Below are 16552 nucleotides of genomic sequence, written 5' to 3' on the forward strand. Positions count from 1 at the left end.
TCCGGCGCGGGGGAGTTGTTCGTGAACGGCTCGCCGGGCCGGGCGTGTCGCACCGCCCGGGCGGGTCTCCGGCGGTGCCGGACGACCGACCTTCGGCCCTTGCGCGATGACAAAACCGGGGTGTCCGCCATTCGGCTCTGCTGCGGTGCTCCGTTCCGGTGGCGGCACTCTGATTACCCACTGCGACGAGTGCCGGGCCCGCTGCCGACAGTGACCCGGGGTGGGTGAGTTTCATCCCGCCCCCGAGCGGCCGTAACCCCGGTGACCTCGGAAAACCTCTTGTGTACCACGCGTCACATCACTCCCAGTGGTTTACAGGCGTCCCGCGTGTCACACACACTGGGGCTCGCCCAGGTGATCCGGTTCCGCTCTTGGGGAAGAGACGCGGACGGCCGGAGCGCTCCCAGGGCGGGAAAAGACGAGGGAGTAGAGGATGACGGGCTCCGGGCGGATAGCGGCTCGGGCGGGTGCGATCGTCGCGGCGGCAGCGGTGGCTGCGGTCGGAGCGCTGGGGCTGCTGCACGCGCCCCAGGCGGTGGCGGCATCCGCCGAGGTGCCGGGCATGGACGTGTCCGGGCACCAGGGCAATGTGGACTGGAAGGGCGCCTGGAACGCGGGCGCGCGCTTCGCCTACGTGAAGGCGACCGAAGGCACCGGGTACCTGAACCCGTACTTCGCGCAGCAGTACAACGGTTCTTACGACGTCGGGATGATCCGCGGCGCGTACCACTTCGCGCGTCCGGACGTGTCCGACGGCGCGACGCAGGCGGACTACTTCGTCGCGCACGGCGGCGGCTGGTCCGCGGACGGCCGCACCATGCCGCCGATGCTGGACATCGAGTACAACCCGTACGGCTCGACCTGCTTCGGCCTGTCGCAGTCGGCGATGGTGTCGTGGGTGCGGTCGTTCTCCGAGCGGCTGCACGCGAAAACGTCGCGCTGGCCGATGCTCTACACCACCACGGACTGGTGGAAGACCTGCACCGGCAACTCGAACGCGTTCGGCGACACGCATCCGCTGTTCATCGCCCGGTACGCGCAAAGCGCTGGGCCGCTGCCCTCGGGCTGGCGGTACTACACGGTGTGGCAGTACTCGGACTCCGGCAACAAGCCCGGCGACCAGGACTCGTTCAACGGTTCGATGGAGCAGTTGATCAAGTTCGCCGGCGGCGACGCTCCGAAGAGCGAGTCCCCGGCCCCGCCGAAGCCGACCACGTCGACGAAGCCGCCGACCTCGGCCACGCCGACCACGAGCGCGCCGCCGAACTCCTCGGCGACCAAGACTCCGACCAAGACGCCGACGAGTTCGCCCACCACGTCGCCGTCGACGACGACGAAGACGAGCCCGACGACGTCCAGCAGCCCGACGTCTTCGAGCTCCTCGGTGACCAAGCCGCCGACGTCGACTTCCTCGGCCACGCCGAAGAAGGACATCAGCGGTCTCGTCTGGGCGGGCGGCAAGCAGGCCAACCCGCCGGGGTCGCTGTCGGACGCCAAGCACGCCGACTCGCTCACCGCCCGGGTCCACGAAGTCGCGAAGGTGACGCCGAAGGCCCCGGAGAAGGTCACGACCAGCCAGCCGACGCAGACCTCCGCGCCGGAAGCTGCCCAGCCGAAGCAGCAGGCCCTGGCGAAGACCGGCGTGAGCACCCCGCGGCTCGCCGTGTTCGGCGCGGCGCTGCTGGTGTTCGGCGCGATCCTGATGACGCTGTCCCGAATGGTCGCCCGACGCTGATTCCGGCCGGGTCCGCGACTCCGCGCACGGAGCGCGGGCCCGGCCGTTAGGCTCCCAGCGTGACCACCACTCGACCCGAATTGCGCGGTTTCCCCGGCGCGGTGCTCGTCATCCGCTTCCTGACCGAACTGGCGCTGCTCGCCGGTCTCGCGGTCGCCGGTGCGCGGCTCGGCGGGAACGTGTTCCTCGACATTCTCGCGGCGGTGCTGTGGCCCGCGCTGGCGGCGGCGATCTGGGGGCTCGTGATCGCGCCCCAGGCCAAGCGGCGCTGCCCGGAGCCGACGCGGTTCTTTCTGGAGTTCGGGCTGTTCGCGGTCGCCGCGCTCGGGCTGATCGCGTCCGGGCTGCTGGTCGCGGGGATCGTGCTCGGCGTCGTCGGGATCGCGGTCGCGGTGGCCGTGCGCGTGTGGGCGAAGGACGGCTGAGCGGTTTTCCGGCGGGGATCGCTTGTCCGGGCAGTGCCGCGATGCGCGACTGGCCGGCCGTCTGTCCACTTGGGACAGCGCAAGCTGCCGGCCCGCACCGCGCCGGGGTCTTGCCGCTGCCGGTCCTGCTTGCGCACGCCGCGCCGGTGGATGAGACTCCCGCTATGCCGAGCCCGTTCAGCGCCGAAACGGCGGAAGCGATCCAGCACGCCCGCCAGCATTCCGTCGGGGATCTCCTGCGGCGCACCGCGTTGCGCCTCCCGGACAAGCTCGCGATCGTCTCCGGGCAGCGGCGGGCGACCTACCGCGAGTTCGACGCGGCGGTCAACCGCTGCGCGCACCGGCTCGCCGAACGCGGCCTCGCGAAGGGCGACCGGCTGGCGCTGCTCAGCCGCAACTGCTGGGAGTACGCGGTGCTGGTGTTCGCCACGGCCAAGCTGGGCGTGGTGCTGGTGCCGGTGAACTTCATGCTCGGCGCGGAGGAGGTCGCGTTCATTCTCGGCCACGCCGGAGTGTCCGGGCTGATCGCCGAGGACGCGCTGCTCGACACCGCGGCGGAGGCGCTGAAACGCTCCGGCCGCACCGATGTCCTGCGCGGGCGGATCGGCGGCAAGGGCGACTGGGAGAGCGTCGCGGACTGGATCGACCAGCCCGGCGACGAAACCGCCCCGGCGGTGCTCGTCGCGGACGACGATCCGCTGCGGCTGATGTACACCTCCGGCACCGAATCGCGGCCCAAGGGCGTGCTGCTGTCGAGCCGGTCGCTCATCGCGCAGTACGTGTCCTGTGCGATCGACGGCAGCATGACCGGCGACGACATCGAGGTGCATTCCCTGCCGCTCTACCACTGCGCGCAGCTGGACTGTTTCCTGTCGGTCGACGTCTACCTCGGCGCGACGAGCGTGATCCTGCCCGGCCCGGACCCGGCGGCGCTGCTGGCCGCGGTGGAACGCGAACGCGCGACGAAGCTGTTCGCGCCGCCGACGGTGTGGATCTCGCTGCTGCGGCACCCGGCGTTCGACACGACGGATCTGTCCAGCCTGCGGAAGGGCTACTACGGCGCGTCGCCGATGCCCGCCGAAGTGCTCCGCGAACTCTCGCGGCGACTGCCGGACGTGCAGCTGTGGAACTTCTACGGCCAGACCGAAATGGCCCCGCTCGCCACGATCCTGCGCCCGCACGAACAGCTCGCGAAGGCGGGCTCGGCGGGCCGGGCGTCGATCAACGTCGAGACCCGGATCGTCGACGAGGACGGCCGCGAACTGCCGCCCGGCGAGGTCGGCGAGATCGTGCACCGCAGTCCGCACGCGACGCTCGGCTACTACGAGGACGAGGAAAAAACCGCCGCCGCCTTCGAGGGCGGCTGGTTCCACTCGGGCGACCTCGGCGTGCTCGACGACGAGGGCTATCTGTCGGTCGTGGACCGGAAGAAGGACATGATCAAGACCGGCGGCGAGAACGTCGCGAGCCGCGAGGTCGAGGAAGCGCTGTACCTGCTGGACGGGATCGCCGAGGTCGCCGTGTTCGGGGTCTCGCATCCACATTGGATCGAGGCGGTCACCGCGGCGATCGTGCCGCGCGAAGGCGTCACGCTCACTGAAGCCGAGGTTCTCGCGCACGCCCGGGAACACCTGGCGGGCTACAAGTGCCCGAAGTACGTGGTGTTCGTGGACGCGCTGCCGAAGAACCCGAGCGGGAAGATCGTCAAGCGCGCGCTGCGGGAAGGGCACGCCGGACTGGCGCAGGGGTGAGGTCCGGCCGCGAAAATGAGCTGTGCGCCAGGCGCGCGGAAGGAAGACTGGGCCGATGATCCGTCTCGTCGAGCCGCCTCGTCTTGTGCTGCCCACGGTTGAGGTGCGCACGTCGTACCTGGTCGGCGAGCAGGTGGACTGCCTGTACGAAGGCCGCCCGACCGAATGGCTGGACGCTGCGAGCGTTGACTTCGCCGGGTTCGTCGCCGCGCGGCGCGAGGTGCAGCCGCGCTGGGGAGTGCCTTCCACGCTCTTCTGGTACGTCTCCGGCGAGTACTACCTGGGCACCTTGGTCGTCCGGCACGAGCTCACGCCTGACCTCGCCGAGGCGGGCGGTCATGTCGGGTACCACGTGGTGTCTCCGTGGCGCGGGCAGGGCCACGCCACGCGGATGCTGACGGCCGGGCTCGCGGAGTGCCGCCGCCTCGGGCTCGACCGAGTGCTGCTGACCTGCGAGGCGGACAACGAGCGTTCCCGTCGGACGATCCTGTCCAACGGCGGGGTGCCGGACGGCCGGAGGCGCGGCGAGGACCGGTTCTGGATCGAGCTCGACTCGGACGCTGCCGCGTAACCGATTAACGGATGTCTCCCGCTGAGGCACGCGCTGGCACTGGTGCGCGGTTGTCGTACGTGAGGGGAACCCTGAGGGAATCAGATTCCCTCAGAGGGTGTTGTGAAACCTGGTTTTCGGTGCGGTGTGTCGGCTGTGGTAGCGGTGCGGCGCGGTGTGGTGATCATCAAGCCGGGTGTGCGTGTGTTCGTGTAAGCCGGTGTATGGCTCGTCGTTGACGGATGCGCAGTGGGCGGTGATCGAGCCGCTGCTGCCGAGGAGGCATCCGGGTCTGGGCGGGCGTCCGCGGGTGCATTCGCGTCGGCTGGTGATCGACACGATCAGCTATGTGCTGGTCAGCGGGTGCGCGTGGCGGCTGGCGCCGCGTGATCTCGCGCCGTGGACCACCGCGTATCGGGTGTTCGCGGCCTGGACCGCGGACGGCACCTGGGCCCGGGTGCACGACGTGCTGCGCGACAAGGTGCGCGAGCGCGACGGCCGGGACCCGCGGCCGTCGGCGGCGGTGCTGGACTCGCAGTCGGTGAAAACCGTCGAAGGCGGGGAGCAGATCGGCTACGACGCGGGGAAACGGGTGCGGGGCCGCAAACGGCATGTCCTGGTCGACACGCTCGGGCTGATCCTGGGCGTGGCCGTGACCTCGGCGTCGGTGCAGGACCGGCCCGGAGCCCGCCGGATCCTGACCGGGATCCGGCGGGCCTTTCCCCGGCTCGAGCTGGTGTGGGTCGACGGCGGCTACGTCAACTCCAAAGACACCACCCTCGTTGGATGGGCCCGCGAGAGCGAGAACATCGAGATCGTCGCGGTGCCCCGCAACGCCGATGTGAAAGGGTTCCAGGTGCTGCCCCGCCGGTGGGTGGTGGAACGAACCTTCGGCTGGCTCACGAGGTGCAGACGCTTGACCCGCGACTACGAACGCAAAACCGCCCACGCCGAAGCCATGATCCAATTCGCGATGATCCGGCTCATGGCCGCCCGCCTCGCCGACGAACACATCGAACCCTCCGGCCCCATCGAAACCGAAGCAGCCCGCCGCCTAGCCGAAGACACCAACGACTAACCACCCAGGTTCCACAACACCCTCTCAGGGTTCCCCTCACGGACCCGAAGATCAGGCGAGCGTGGCCCCGTAAGCGGCGAGCGCCGGCGGCAGCGGCTGGAAGAAGCTGACCTGGTTGTTCCCGCCGGACAACACCCCGTACCCGACCCCGGCGTAGAACAACGGGCCGCCGCTGTCCCCGGCCCCGACCGGGATGTCGGTGGCGATCGTGCCGACGACCTGCTTGCCGTCGCCGAAGTTCACGGTCTGGTTGAGGCCCAAGACCTTCCCGCACGTCTTCTTCGTGGTCATGCCGCTCCGGCACACCAGCTGTCCCACCGCGGGCGTGCCCGCGCGCAGGATTCGCTGGGTGCTGCCGTCGTAGAGGTCGACCTGGCTGTGCCCGGAGCCGGACGGGTCCTCGACGCGGCCGTAATCGGTCACCGGGAAGTGGCTGTCCACGTTGCGGCCGATGTCTTTCCAATCGAGCCCGTGCTCGGTGCAGTGCCCCGCGGTGAGGATGTACCGGACCTCCTTGACGAGGATCGCGAAACCCGCCGAGCAGTAGTAGGGCTCGCGGCCAGGCCCCGGTGACACGGTGTACATCGCGTCGCCGCCGTTCACCGCCGCACCGGCCGCCGAGGCAGGAGGGCTGACCAGCAAAGCGGCCGCGGCGATCAGCACTCCGGTCAGCGTGCGGCGCGAGCAGCGAAACATCGGCAGGTCCTTCCGTCCACAGGAGACTGGCTACGTGCGGCCAGTCCAGCGCCGGGCGGACGGCGGCACAAACCGAGTCAGCCGACCGTCCCGGGACTGCCTCCGAACGGGTGACAACAACACTGGCCGGACGCCTGTCCGCACGGCACACTGACCCGGGCCGCGCGACCGCCGGTGACCTGCGCGGACAGCACGAACTTCCGGGGGAGGTGCGACGTCGGCGATGTCTCACGATCCGGGACGGGCGCCGCCGTCGTGGTGAATTTCCTTCGGGTTCTTTACTGTCACGTCGTCAAGTAACGCTGATCTGCATAGGGAACCGTTGTCCGACATCCTGTCCCCGGGCGGCGCTGGGGTCCCGGCGGCCGCACCGGCCTCCCGGAATCTGTGGCGCGCGCTGCGGCACGACCGCTGGGCGCAAGCCAGCGCAGTCGTCATCGTGCTGGTGATCGTCACCGCCCTAGCGGCTCCTCTGCTCGCCCTGATCGAGGGCCAGGATCCGTACACCTACCAAACCGAACTGCTCAATCCGGCCGACGGCACCGGCGCGGGATTCCTCGGCGGGATCAGCGGAAGCCACTGGTTCGGCGTCGAACCGCTGACCGGACGGGACCTCTTCGCGGTCGTCGCATACGGCGCGCGCACGTCGTTCCTGATCGGGCTCGCCGCGACCGCGGTGTCGATGCTCCTGGGCGTGCTGCTCGGGGCGAGCGCCGGATACGTCGGCGGCTGGTGGGACACCGTGGTGAGCCGGGTGACCGACGTGCTGCTCGGGTTCCCGCAGCTGATCTTCATGATCGCGCTCGGTGCGGTCGCCCCGCAGTCGATCCCGCGGCCGCTGCTGCTGATCGCGGTGATCGGCCTGTTCGGCTGGCCGCGCGTGGCCCGGGTGGTCCGCGCGCAGACGCTGAGCCTGCGCAACCGCGACTTCGTCAAGGCGGCCCGTGCGCTCGGCGCGGGCGGCGTGCACGTGTTCCGCCGCGAGCTGCTGCCGAACCTCTGGGCGCCGATCATCGTGCTGGCGACGGTGAGCATCCCGGCCAACATCGGCCTGGAAGCCGCGCTGTCGTTCCTCGGCGTCGGCATCCCGCCGCCCACGCCGAGCTGGGGCCGTTCCATCAGCGACGCGATCAACTGGGTGCAGACAGATCCGATGTTCCTCATTTTCCCCGGCGCCGCGCTGTTCATCGCGACGCTGGCGTTCAACATGCTCGGCGACGGGCTGCGCGACGCGCTCGACCCGAAGACGGCGGTGCGCCGGTGAATCGCACTCTGCGTTTCGTGGGCATCCGCCTGCTGGGGATGCTCGGCGTGCTGCTCGTGGTCAGCTTCGGCACCTTCGCGGTGTTCTACCTGCTGCCCACCGACCCGGCGTTCATGTCCTGCGGCAAGCCGTGCACGCCGGAGAACCTGGCGCTGGCCCGGGAGTTCATGGGCTTCGACAAACCGTGGATCCAGCAGTACTTCGACTTCCTCGGCGGCATCTTCACCGGCCGCACGTTCGGCACCGGCGTGACGGCGATCGTCTGCTCCGCGCCCTGCTTCGGGTATTCGTTCCAGCAGAGCGAACCCGTGCTGGCGCTGATCGGGGACCGGCTGCCGATCACGGTTTCGCTGGCGATCGGCGCGTCGGTGATCTGGCTGATCGCCGGCGTCGCGACCGGTGTGTTCTCCGCGCTGCGCCGCGGCAAGTTCGCCGACCGGGCCGCGATGACGGTGACGCTCGCCGGGGTGTCCGCGCCCGCGTATCTGGTGGGGCTGCTGGGAATTCTGCTCTTCGGCTTCACGCTCGACGTGGTGCCGGTGAGCGGGTACGTGACGTTCGCGCAGAGCCCGGTCGACTGGGCGTGGCACCTCGTGCTGCCGTGGCTGGTGCTGGCGTTCATCAACGCCGCGGTGTACGCCCGGCTCTCGCGCGGCCAGATGCTCGAAATCATGGGCGAGGACTTCATCCGCACCGCGCGGGCGGTCGGCCTGCCGGAGCGGACCGTCGTCGGGAAATACGCGCTGCGCAACGTGTTGCTGCCGGTGGTGACGGTGTTCGCGGTCGACCTCGGCGCGCTGCTCGGCGGCGCGGTGATCACCGAGCGGGTGTTCGCGCTGCCCGGTCTCGGCGGGCTGCTCGTCGACGCCGTGCACCAGGTGGACCTTCCGGTGCTGATGGGCGTCAGCCTGTTCGCCGCCTTCTTCGTCGTCCTCGCGAACTTCGCGGTGGACGTGCTCTACGGGGTCCTCGACCCCCGCGCTCGGCTCGGTTCTTGAGAAAGGGAACGGAAAAACGATGGATCGCAGGGACTTCCTGAAGGCGCTGGGCATCACCGCCACGGTCACCGGGGCAGGGGCGTTCCTCGCCGCGTGCAACGCGAACGAGCAGTCCGCCGGCGGCGGCGCGGTCGAGGTGGCGTCCGGCGGGACGCTGTACATCCTCAGCGACACCACGTCGCAGCACCTCGACCCGGCGAAGAGCCAGAACCTGGCGATCACCACGATCAGCCTGATCCACCGGCGGCTCACCGCGTGGAAGACCGCCGCGGACGGCCCGGCCACCGTGGTGCCGGACCTCGCCACCGACACCGGCCGGGCGAGCGCGGACGGCAAGACCTGGACGTACACGCTCAAGGACGGCCTGAAGATGGCCGACGGCACGCCGATCACCAGCGCCGAGATCAAGTACGGCATCGAGCGGTCGTTCGACTCCGCGTTCTCCGGCGGCCTGAGCTATCACAAGAACCTGCTCGCCGGCGGCCCCGACTACAAGGGCCCGTTCAAGGGCGGCGAACTGGCGTCGATCGAGACGCCGGACCCGAAGACGATCGTGTTCCACCTCGCCCGCCCGTACGGCGACTGGCCGTGGATCGCGAGCATGCCCGCGTTCGCCCCGGTGCCGAAGGGCAAGGGCACCGACGCGACTTATGACACGAAGCCGGTCGCGTCCGGCCCGTACCAGGTCGAGTCGTACCAGAAGGGCGTGCAGGTCAAGTTCGTCCGGAACCCGAACTGGGACGGCAAGACCGACCTCGCGCGCACCGGCCTGCCGGACGCGGTCGTGATCCAGATGGGCCAGGACACCGGCGTCGTCGCGAAGCGGCTGCTGGCGAGCCAGGGCAACGACGCGTTCGCGTTCGGCTCGTCGTTCGTGAACCCGGCGCAGCTGGCGCAGATCCGCACGAACCCGGCGGCGAAGAACCAGCTCGTCACGTCGAAGTCCGGCGCGCTGGCCTACCTCGCGCTGAACACCAAGCGCGGCCCGCTGGCGAATCCCAAGGTGCGCCAGGCGTTCCAGTACGCCGTGGACAAGGTCGCCTACCAGGTCGCCGCCGCGGGCAGCGCGGATCTGGCCGGTCCGATCGCCACGACGCTGATCACCGAGGGCATCGCCGGGCGCGAGGTGTACGACCTCTACTCGGCCCCGCCGAACGGCGACGTCGCGAAGGCGAAGCAGCTGCTCGCCGAGGCGGGTTTCCCGAACGGCATCGACAACCTGGACTTCCCGGTGTCGACGGCGAACAACGAAGCGGACAAGGCGCAGGCGATCCAGGCGGCGCTGCAGCGGGCCGGAATCCGCACGAAGCTGCGCCCGCTCGACGACGAGGCGTGGACGACGCTGGTCACCGGCAACGACGGCAACTACGACCTGACGCTGGGTTCGTGGCAGCCGGACTTCCCGAGCGCCAACGCCAACATCGAGCCGCTGTTCGGCACCTCGGAGATCGGCAACGGCGGGTACAACCAGGCGCGCTACTCGGTGCCCGAGGTGGACGCGCTGATCGCGCAGGCGCAGGGCACGGTCGACCCGACCGCGGCCGGGAAGCTGTGGGCCAAGGCGGACAAGCGGATCATGCAGGACTCGCCGGTGGTCCCGCTGATCTACACGCGCAACTCGTTCCTGCACGGCGCGAAAGTCGGCAATTTCGCGATCGGCGCGTTCCCGGCGTACCCGAACTACCTCCAGATGGGCCTGGCGAAGTAATCCCGTGTCCGAGCAGCTGCTGTCCCTGCGCGACGTCTCGATCCGGTTCGGCGACGCCGCCGCCGTTCGCGAGGTGAGCTTCGAGGTGCACCCCGGCGAGGTCGTCGCCCTCGTCGGGGAATCCGGTTCCGGCAAGTCGGTCACCGCGCTGTCGCTGCTCGGCCTGCTGCCGGACACCGCGACGGTGACCGGTTCCGCGGTGCTCGACGGCCGCGATCTGTACACAGTGGACGGTCCGGCGCTGCGCGCGGTGCGCGGCGGCGAGATCGGCATGGTGTTCCAGGAGCCGATGAGCGCGCTGAACCCGGTGTTCCGGATCGGCACGCAGCTCGTGGACGCGGTCCGGGCGCATCGGAAAGTATCCCGGGCGGTGGCGCGGGAACGGGCCCGTGAGCTGCTGGAGCTCGTGGAACTGGACGCGCGGCGCGTGCTGCGCGCCTACCCGCACGAGCTGTCCGGCGGGCAGCTGCAGCGGGTCGTCATCGCGATCGCGCTGATCCACGACCCGAAGCTGCTGATCGCGGACGAGCCGACGACCGCGCTGGACGTCACCGTGCAAGCCGGGATCCTGCAGCTGCTGCGGTCGCTGCGGGACCGGCTCGGCACGGCGATTCTGCTGGTGACCCACGACATGGGCGTGGTCGCGGACGTCGCGGACCGGGTCGTGGTGCTGCGCGACGGGCAGGTGGTCGAGCAGAACACGGCGGCCGGATTGTTCGCCTCGCCGCAAGCCGACTACACGCGGGAACTGCTGGATTCGGTGCTGTCACTGGGTTCTGCGCCTGCTGGTGCGGTGCGCCCGACGTCGGCTCCGCTGGTCTCGGTGACGGATCTGGCGGTGACCTACCGGGTCGGCGGCGGCGCTCCGCCGGTGCGCGCGGTCGACGGCGTGTCCTTGACCATCGGAACCGACGAGGTGCTCGGCCTCGTCGGCGAATCCGGTTCGGGCAAGAGCACGATCTCGTCCGTGCTGACCGGATTGGTCTCGCCCTCGGCGGGCACCGTGCAGGTCGACGGCGTGGACATCGCGCGGGCGTCGGCCCGGCAGCGACGGGAAATCCGGCGGCAGATCGGGATCGTGTTCCAGAACCCGGCGTCCGCGCTCAACCCGCGCGCGACGATCGGCGCGAGCATCGCCGAGCCCTTGGTGGTGCACGGCGAACGCGGCGAGCACCGGGAGCGGGTTGCGGAACTTCTCTCCGCCGTGCGCCTGGATCCAAGCTGGAGCGGCCGGTACCCGCATGAGCTGTCCGGCGGGCAACGGCAACGGGTCGGGATCGCGCGGGCGTTGGCGCTGCGGCCGCGGCTGCTGATCGCGGACGAGCCGACGAGCGCGCTGGACGTCTCGGTGCAGGCTTCGGTGCTGGACCTGCTCGCGGACCTGCAACGGGAACTGGCGTTCGCGTGCCTGTTCATCAGTCACGACCTGGCGGTGGTGGAGCGGGTCGCGGACCGGGTTGTGGTGCTGCATCACGGCAAGGTGGTCGAGGAGGGTCCGGTGGCGTCGGTGCTGGGCTCGCCGCGGGAGGACTACACGCGGCGTTTGGTCGCGGCGGCGCCGGTCGCGGACCCGGAACGGCAGCGGGAACGCCGGGAGGCTTGGCGCGCGCTGGCCGGCTGACCGATGAGTTTGCGCCCTTCCGGGAGTCGGTACGGAAAACGGAAGGGACTGACATGGGAAAGCTGCTGTACTCCGCCGCGATGTCGCTGGACGGGTTCATCGCCGGGCCGGGCGGCGACATGGGATGGCTCGCGCCGTACACCGAGGACGCTTCGCACGACCTGGCTGCGGAGGTAGGCGCGCTGCTGGTCGGCCGCCGGACCTTCTCCGGCGACGACCCGTATCGCGGCACCGAGGCCGAGGGCAAGGCCTTCGGCGGCATGTGGGACGGGCCGCAGGTGGTGCTGACGCGGGGTGTCGCGCCAGCGGTGCCCGGGGTGACGTTCTGCTCCTCGCTGGAGGAAGGCGTCGCGGCGGCTAGGGCGGCGGCGGGGGAGAAGACGGTGAACGTGCTGGGCGCTTCGGTCGGGCTGGCTTGCATCGATGCTGGTCTGCTGGACGAGGTCGAGGTGATGGTGATGCCGGTGCTGCTCGGCGGCGGGGTGCGGCTGTTCGAGCGGCCGGGACCGCCGGTGCGGTTGGAGTTGCTGTCGCAGGAAGGGACGAGCCTCCGGTACCGCGTGCTGCGCTAGCGATTCTCGAACCGGGTGATCGCCTCGAGAACCGCCGTCCCCATCGACGGGCTCCCGGTGTGTCCGGCGTCCTCGATCACCACAAGCTCCGCGTCTGGCCAAGCCTGGGCGAGCTGCCACGCCTTCAGCAGCGGCGCGCTCAGATCCGCCCGGCCGTGGATCAGCACCGCCGGAATCCCATGCAGCAGATGGATGTCGCGCAGCAGTTGGTCGTCCTCGAGGAACGCGTGGTGGCCGTAGTAGTGCGCGCAGAGGCGGGCGAGCGTGATCAGTTCGTCGTCGGTGCCCTCGCTGAACTGGCCAGTTCGGCCGCCGACCCACTCGTGCGAGATCACCGCGTCTTCCCAGGCGCACCAATTCCGCGCGGCGCGGAGCTGCACGGCGCGGTCCGGGCTGGCGAGGAGCTGCGAGTACCCGGCGAGGAGGTCGCCGTCCGGGTCGGGGGCGCCCGCTCGGAACGCTTCCCATTGCGCGGGCAGCAGCCGCCGGAGGCCGCGGTAGAGCCAGTCGACCTCGTCCGGCGAGGAGGTGAACGTGGCGACCAGCAGGATGCCGCTGACGCGTTCCGGATGCCGCTGCGCGTAGGCCAGCGCGAGGGTCGTGCCCCAGGAACCGCCGTAGAGCAGCCATTTTTCGATGCCCAGGTGGACGCGCAGCTTCTCCATGTCGGCGATCAGCTGCGCGGTGGTCTGGTGCGCCAGGCTCACCGCCGGATCCGCGACGTTCGGCGTGCTCCGTCCGCAGCCGCGCTGGTCGAACACCACGACGCGGAATTTCGCCGGGTCGAAGCCGTTCCGGCCGAAGTCGCCGCCGCCTCCGCCGGGGCCGCCGTGCACGCACAGGACCGGTTTGCCCGCGCCGCTGGCGTCCCAGTAGATCTGCTGGCTGTCGCCGACATCGAGCATGCCAGCCGCGTCGGTTTCGACCGAAAACGGCCGCATCGCGGGCCTCCTCCCGTGGCGGAAACCCGTCGAGCGTACGGGATCACGCTCGAGGCGGGTTTACAGCGCGGACCGGGGGTCCCTAGGATCTGCGGCGCCGGGAGCGCCGCGGACGCGCGGCCCCGGCGGGGTGGAGGTCTGGATGGGGAACCCGGAGTCCGGCAGCGACCTCGAGTCGGTCGCGAATCTCGTGCGGCTGTCCGAGACGGCGCCGATGCCCCGGATCGACGGCAGCGAACCCCCGCCGCTGGTGCGTCCCCGGGCCGAGAGCGCCGCGGAAACGACCTCGGCGTTCGGCGGGGTCCTCGACGTTTCGACCGGCTCGCCGACCGAACAGCTCGCCAAACGCGGCCCGCTGCCGACGGCGGACCCGCCCGCGCAGACCGCGCCGCCGCCCGAGCGACGGCCGGTGCGCTACGGCGTCTTCGCCGGTGCGGCGGTGGTGCTGTGCGCGGGGCTGGGCTCGTGGGCGTTGTGGCCCTCGGCGTCCGGGCCTGGCCCGCAGCCGGTACAGCCGCCGCCTGCTCCGGTCCACACCTCGTCGTCGGCACCGCCCGCGGTGAGCACGCTGAGCGCGTCCCCGGCCCCGGCCAGCGGCCAGGTGCGCGACACGATCGTCCGGGCCAGCAGCCGTCCCTCGACGACCGCGCCGCCGCCGCGCGTCCAGCCGACGCAGAATCCGCAGCAGGACAGCGAGAACCAGCCGCGCGACCCGATGGGAGACGCGTTCCGCTCGGCCGTCAGCTCGTATATGGAGCAATGGGGCGACGACAGCGGCGACCGGCCGCGCCGCTGGCACGGCTGAGCGGCGGCAGTACTACTCTGAGTAGGTCACTGCCGACCGACTGCTCCGCGAGGTGTCCATGACCGGCTCGTCGTCCCCGTTGTCGCCCAGCCAGGTGCCGGTGGGGGTGGACCCGAACCGCCCGAGCATCGCGCGGATCTACGACGGGTTCCTCGGCGGGAGCCACCACTACGAGGTGGACCGCGCGGTGATGGAGAAGATCAGCACCGCGGTACCCGAGGCGGTGCACATCGCGCGCGGCAACCGCGGCTTCCACAACCGCGTGCTGCGGATGCTGGCGAGCCAGACCGACATCCGCCAGTTCCTCGACTGCGGTTCCGGCCTGCCGACGGCCGAGAACACCCACCAGATCGTGCAGCGCTACCACCGCGACGCGCACGTGGTGTACGTCGACAACGACCCGGTGGTCCTCGCGCACGGCCGCGCGCTGCTGGAGGACAACGACTTCACGCACATGGTCGAGGCGGACATCTTCGAGCCGCAGGCCGTGCTGCAGCACGAAACGGTGCGCGAGTACCTCGACTTCTCGGAGCCGATCGCGCTGCTGCACATCGGCACGATGCACCACTACGAGGGCGACGGCGCGATCGACGTGATGCGCGAGTACATCGACGCCCTCGCGCCCGGTTCGTATGTCGCGATGGCGCATTTCTACGACCCCGAGGTGCCCGAGCTGACCGCGGTGGCGAAGCGGATCGAGGAGATCCTCGTGTCCGGCCCGCTGGGCGCCGGGCGGTTCCGGACCCGTGCGGAGATCGAGGCGATGCTGCCCGGTCTGGAACTTCTCCCGCCGAGCCGTACGGACGGCCCCGGCCTGTCGGTCGCGGACGAGTGGTGGCAGGACGGGCCGAGGCTGAAGCCGCTGAGCGACGCGGCCCGGTGCGTGGCGGGTGTGGTGGGCCGGAAGGTCTAAGCCGTGGTCGGTTGCGGGACTTCCGCGACCGGCGCGGGCTGTCGACGGGCGACCAGGTAGCCGACGAACCCGAACCCGATCAGCACCGCCAAGGTCCCCGCCGTGAACAGCTCGAAGGTCAACCTCGACACGCCCCACGTCGCCTCGAAGTCGTACGGCACCCCGAGCGCCCGGTCGAGCACCCCGGGCACCACGGTCTGCCAAGCGCCGAGCAGGATCCACGCGTAGATCAGCACCGAACTCACCCACAGCCCGATCCGTCCGCCCGGCACCCGGAACGGGCGCTCGACCGACGGGTACTTCCGCCGCAGCACCAGGATCGTCGGGAAGATCAGCAGGTACGACAAGAGCAACGTGCTCACCGCGATATTGAGCACCACCGCGAACACCGCTGAAGCCGAACTGCTCTGCACGATCGTCGCCACCACGGTGAACACAGTCGCGACCACGCCGGAAAGCAGGTTGACCCGCAACGGCGTGTTCAGCTTCGGATGGAAAGCCCCGAACCACCGCGGGAACGCCCCGTCGACGGCGGCCATCGCCTGAATGCGGTCCGAAGCGATCATCCACGAGCAGCCCTGGTTCAGCAGGACGAAGACGAACACGACGGCGGCGATCGTCAGCATCGTGCCCGAAGCGCCGCCGTAGACGGAGAACACCTGGCGCACCGCGTCGAGGAAACCGCCCAGTCCGTTGATCTTGTCCGCGGGCATCACCAGCACGATGCCGAACACTGGCACCAGATAGCACAACGCCGACACGAGGCCCGAAACCCCGACCGTGACCGGGACATCGCGACGCGGGTTGTGCATCTCCTCGGCGGCACCGTTGGGCGCCTCGAAACCCACTAGGGCGAACATCAACACCGGCACCACAGCAAGGAATCCGCCGATAGTCGGCGAGAAGGCCAGCGAACCGTGGACGCCGTGGCGAGCCGCGTAGATCGCCGCGGTGACGGCGAAAAGCACCACCAGACCCACCTTCAGCAGCGCACCCGCGGCGATGAACCACTTCCCGTACCGGAGGCTCACCACCGCGCCGAGGATCGCCAGCCAGATGAAGACCAGCTTGAACGCGTAGTCCGCGAACCCGCCCGGCGAGGCTGGAACCAGGTACTGCTGCCAGGTCGCCGCCGCGAGGAAGGTGATCGATCCGCCCAGCCACACCGGATTGGTGATCCAGTACAGCAGCGTGCCGAGCGCGGCGGGCAGCTTCCCGAAGGCGAGCCGCAGCCAGACGAACGGCCCGCCTTCCGCCGGGAAAGCGCTGCCGAGTTCGGCCATGACCAGCCCGTACGGGAACAGGAACAGCACCAGGAGCACGGCGGTCCAGGTGACCGCCTCCGCCCCCGAAGTCGCGATCTGGCCGATGGTGTCCACCGAGATGATGGCCGCGATCGCGAGGAAGATCGAGTCGATCCGGCGCAGATTCCGCCGCAGGTTTCCGGATTCGCTGTTGACGAAGGTGGGTTCGGACACGCTTCACCGCCTTTGGT

At 70.0% G+C, this 16552-nt stretch carries 15 protein-coding genes; 12 read left to right on the forward strand and 3 right to left on the reverse strand.

Translation table 11 applies throughout. From position 1 onward, the window contains the following. The first annotated feature begins 433 nt into the window (after positions 1–433). The 5 genes from AB5I40_RS02835 (at position 434) to AB5I40_RS02855 (ending at position 5539) form a co-directional block, all read left to right on the forward strand. On the forward strand, positions 434–1735 hold the full coding sequence (locus AB5I40_RS02835; RefSeq protein ID WP_370936844.1) for a lysozyme: 1302 nt from the start codon (positions 434–436) through the stop codon (positions 1733–1735). 59 nt (positions 1736–1794) lie between these two features. Further along, a complete protein-coding gene (locus AB5I40_RS02840; protein WP_370936845.1) occupies positions 1795–2160 on the forward strand; it encodes a YrdB family protein in 366 nt (121 codons plus the stop codon). A 164-nt stretch (positions 2161–2324) separates the two neighbouring features. Next, a complete protein-coding gene (locus tag AB5I40_RS02845; protein ID WP_370936846.1) occupies positions 2325–3911 on the forward strand; it encodes an acyl-CoA synthetase in 1587 nt (528 codons plus the stop codon). 55 nt (positions 3912–3966) lie between these two features. Beyond that, on the forward strand, positions 3967–4482 hold the full coding sequence (locus tag AB5I40_RS02850; RefSeq protein ID WP_370936847.1) for a GNAT family N-acetyltransferase: 516 nt from the start codon (positions 3967–3969) through the stop codon (positions 4480–4482). A 175-nt stretch (positions 4483–4657) separates the two neighbouring features. Beyond that, positions 4658–5539 (forward strand): IS5 family transposase, encoded by an 882-nt coding sequence (locus AB5I40_RS02855; RefSeq protein WP_370936848.1) that lies wholly within the window; start codon positions 4658–4660, stop codon positions 5537–5539. Positions 5540–5590: 51 nt separating this feature from the next. On the opposite strand, the gene AB5I40_RS02860 is transcribed toward AB5I40_RS02855, so the two are convergent. Continuing rightward, positions 5591–6235, reverse strand: coding sequence for a S1 family peptidase (locus AB5I40_RS02860; protein WP_370936849.1), 645 nt, complete (start codon positions 6233–6235; stop codon positions 5591–5593). 322 nt (positions 6236–6557) lie between these two features. Between AB5I40_RS02860 and AB5I40_RS02865 the strand changes: the two genes are divergently transcribed. The 5 genes from AB5I40_RS02865 to AB5I40_RS02885 are packed head-to-tail and all read left to right on the forward strand — an operon-like array spanning position 6558 to position 12398. Next, a complete protein-coding gene (locus AB5I40_RS02865) occupies positions 6558–7499 on the forward strand; it encodes an ABC transporter permease (protein ID WP_370936850.1) in 942 nt (313 codons plus the stop codon). Continuing rightward, entirely contained in the window at positions 7496–8497 is a 1002-nt protein-coding gene (locus tag AB5I40_RS02870; protein WP_344275740.1) for an ABC transporter permease, read from the forward strand. The genes AB5I40_RS02865 and AB5I40_RS02870 overlap by 4 nt, the downstream gene beginning before the upstream one ends. 19 nt (positions 8498–8516) lie before the next feature. After that, positions 8517–10205, forward strand: coding sequence for an ABC transporter substrate-binding protein (locus AB5I40_RS02875; protein ID WP_370936851.1), 1689 nt, complete (start codon positions 8517–8519; stop codon positions 10203–10205). Between the two features lie 4 nt (positions 10206–10209). Next, entirely contained in the window at positions 10210–11826 is a 1617-nt protein-coding gene (locus tag AB5I40_RS02880) for a dipeptide ABC transporter ATP-binding protein (protein ID WP_370936852.1), read from the forward strand. A 53-nt stretch (positions 11827–11879) separates the two neighbouring features. Beyond that, entirely contained in the window at positions 11880–12398 is a 519-nt protein-coding gene (locus AB5I40_RS02885; RefSeq protein WP_370936853.1) for a dihydrofolate reductase family protein, read from the forward strand. Here the strand turns inward: AB5I40_RS02885 and pip are convergent. Continuing rightward, entirely contained in the window at positions 12395–13339 is a 945-nt protein-coding gene (gene pip, locus AB5I40_RS02890) for a prolyl aminopeptidase (protein ID WP_370936854.1), read from the reverse strand. The two genes, AB5I40_RS02885 and pip, sit on opposite strands and share 4 nt — an antisense overlap. Before the next feature lie 142 nt (positions 13340–13481). Here pip and AB5I40_RS02895 point away from each other — a divergent pair, with 142 nt between their 5' ends. Both AB5I40_RS02895 and AB5I40_RS02900 read left to right on the forward strand, forming a co-directional pair. Next, positions 13482–14144, forward strand: a complete 663-nt coding sequence (locus AB5I40_RS02895; protein ID WP_370936855.1) for a hypothetical protein — start codon at positions 13482–13484, stop codon at positions 14142–14144. 58 nt (positions 14145–14202) lie between these two features. Beyond that, positions 14203–15057, forward strand: coding sequence for an SAM-dependent methyltransferase (locus AB5I40_RS02900; protein ID WP_370936856.1), 855 nt, complete (start codon positions 14203–14205; stop codon positions 15055–15057). Here the strand turns inward: AB5I40_RS02900 and AB5I40_RS02905 are convergent. Beyond that, the gene (locus AB5I40_RS02905; protein WP_370936857.1) at positions 15054–16535 is read right to left on the reverse strand and encodes an APC family permease; all 1482 of its coding nucleotides are present in this window, start codon (positions 16533–16535) and stop codon (positions 15054–15056) included. The two genes, AB5I40_RS02900 and AB5I40_RS02905, sit on opposite strands and share 4 nt — an antisense overlap. Positions 16536–16552 lie beyond the last annotated feature (17 nt).

This window comes from Amycolatopsis sp. cg13, from assembly GCF_041346965.1.
Lineage (GTDB): Bacteria > Actinomycetota > Actinomycetes > Mycobacteriales > Pseudonocardiaceae > Amycolatopsis.